General features: G+C 69.6%; 3 protein-coding genes. 2 read left to right on the forward strand and 1 reads right to left on the reverse strand.

All coding sequences use genetic code 11. The annotated features are described in order from the left end of the window. Positions 1-221 (reverse strand): hypothetical protein (locus VGS97_RS09795; RefSeq protein ID WP_326853005.1); only part of this gene is annotated, 221 nt, incomplete at its 3' end. Positions 222-438: 217 nt separating this feature from the next. On the opposite strand from VGS97_RS09795, the gene VGS97_RS09800 reads away from it, so the two are divergent. Continuing rightward, a complete protein-coding gene (locus tag VGS97_RS09800) occupies positions 439-1,503 on the forward strand; it encodes a hypothetical protein (RefSeq protein WP_326853006.1) in 1,065 nt (354 codons plus the stop codon). A gap of 13 nt (positions 1,504-1,516) precedes the next feature. Beyond that, positions 1,517-2,257 (forward strand): M50 family metallopeptidase, encoded by a 741-nt coding sequence (locus tag VGS97_RS09805; protein WP_349262069.1) that lies wholly within the window; start codon positions 1,517-1,519, stop codon positions 2,255-2,257. Positions 2,258-2,264: the final 7 nt, after the last annotated feature.

Consider the following 2,264-nt stretch of genomic DNA (forward strand, 5'->3'; position numbering starts at 1 on the left):
CGCAGCACCGCGCCGCGCGGCAGTCCGGAGTTCCACGGCGCCGCGGGCTGGCCCCAGCGGTCGTACCGCAACAAGCTGACCGGCTGGTCGCCCTCGTGCCGGAAATAGAAGCCGTGGCCGTGCCCGTCGAGATCGAACGCGACCCGGACCCGCCGATCCGGATCGCCGCCGAGAAAGGTGGCCCAGAACAGGAAGCGGCGCGTCGGATCGACGGAGTACATCGGATCATTATGGCTCGAAACGGCCCACTGAGCCGGGCAGGAGACCCGCATACTTTCCGGCCGCTAACCCGCTCGGCCGCACCGCGTCAAGATCAAAGCGGCACTTCATACGACCGCAACATGAAAACTTTACGAAAAGCGTACCGTTCGACGCCGCCATGTCTCACCATGGACCCACTTCGGAAATGTGCAGAGCGGATGGAGGGAGGGAGCGCTCGTGAGCCGCGTCGGGGGGCAGCTTGCGACTGCGGTTCGCCATGCGCCCGATCGGCTGCACATCTTCTACATCGACGCCGACGGCGTGTTGCGCTGCGCCGCGCAGAACGGCTCGGGTTGGGCGCGCGTCGGGCTCCCCCAAGCAGACGGCTTGCCCTTCGGCACCGATCTGCACCCTGCCGGCGCGCTGACGACCGCCTACCAGTCCCGGGGCTCGCAACTCGACGTATTCGCCGTCGACCGGGACGGGATGCTTCGCATCTACCTCACACCCGGTGAGCGTGCGTGGCAGGCCGACGTCGTGCCTGAGGCGATCGGCATACCGCCTGGTGCGTGCCTGGCCACGGGTTACCAGAGTGGCGGCACGGTACTCGACGTCTTCGTGGCGGGGCGCACCGGTGAGCCGCTGGTGTTCCAGGGCACCGATGACGGCCGGTGGCGCGGGCACCGGATAGTGCTCGACACGCCGCTGCCGCACGGGGCGAACATGGTGACCGGCTATCAGAACGGCGGTGCGCAACTTTCCGTCTTCGCCATCGACCGCGAGGGCGAATTGCAGGCGGTGACCGAGACCGCGGACGGCGAGTGGCAGGTCGAGTCGCCGACGGCGCGGCTGGCCCAGAGTTTCGAACTGCCGCCGGGCGCGCCGCTGGCCACCGGCTACCCGGGCGGCGAGGGCGGCCTGACGGTCTTCACCGTGGACGCGAACGGCCGGCTGCGGGCGTTCCGGCGGGAGCGCTTCGGCTGGGACGCGCAGATCCTGCCCGGCGGCGGCCTGCACTCCCCCGGCGCTCTGGCCACCGGCTATCAGAACGGCGGGCAGCAACTGCTCGTCTTCGTCGTGGACGCGGACGGCCGGTTGCGGCAGTACGCGCACGAACGGGACGGCGGCTGGTCGGTCGGGATCGTGCCCAACGGAGTGGGCCTGCCACCCGGCGCGGCGCTCGCCACCGGGTACCGTGCGCGGGCGAACCTGCTCGACGTGTTCGTACTCGCCGAGTTCGCCGCGCCACCGATCTACTACACAGTGCAGGACGGCGGCTGGACCGGACCCTATCGGATCTAGCATCCTTTCCGGCATGGCCGTGTCGAATCTAAGCGAATTGTGGCGAGAGATAACGATCGCTCAACCGATCCAGCCGAGGTGGCTGGTGCTCACCGCCGGATCCGTGGCGCTGGCGACCGTCTCCTATCGGCCAGCCTGGCGGGTCGCCCGCAACGCGGTGACGATCGCGCACGAGGGCGGCCACGCGATAGCGGCCCTGATCACCGGCCGCAGACTCAGCGGGATTCGACTACACGCGGACACCTCGGGCATCACGGTGTCCTACGGCAAGCCGTACGGCTTCGGCATGGTGCTGACCGCCGCGTGCGGTTACGTGGCTCCCTCGCTGTTCGGGCTCGGCGGCGCGGCGCTGCTGGGGCGGGGCCACATCACGGCGCTGCTGTGGGGTTGCGTCGGCCTGCTGGCGCTCATGCTGCTGATGCTGCGCAACTTCTTCGGCCTGCTGTCGGTGCTGGCCACCGGCGTGCTGGCCTTCGTCGTGTCCTGGTACGCCGACGCGCGCGTGCAGGCGGCCTTCGCGTATCTGGCGGTGTGGTTCCTGCTGCTCGGCGGGGTCCGCCCGGTCTTCGAACTCCAGTGGCAGCGGCGCGGCGGCAAGGCGCCGAACTCGGACGCCGACCAGCTCGGCAAGCTGACCAGGCTGCCCGCGGGCCTGTGGGTGTTCGTGTTCGTCGTGGTCACGCTGGGCTCGGTGGTCCTCGGCGGTCATTGGCTGGTCCCGGACGCGTTCCACAACACGGCGACGACCCACTGAACCCGCC

This window comes from Actinocrinis sp. (assembly GCF_035946395.1).
Lineage (GTDB): Bacteria > Actinomycetota > Actinomycetes > Streptomycetales > Catenulisporaceae > Actinocrinis.

Bases quoted from the DNA above. Each gene is read 5' to 3' on its own strand.
- VGS97_RS09805 (WP_349262069.1), top strand. From the start codon at position 1,517: ATGGCCGTGTCGAATCTAAGCGAATTGTGGCGAGAGATAACGATCGCT.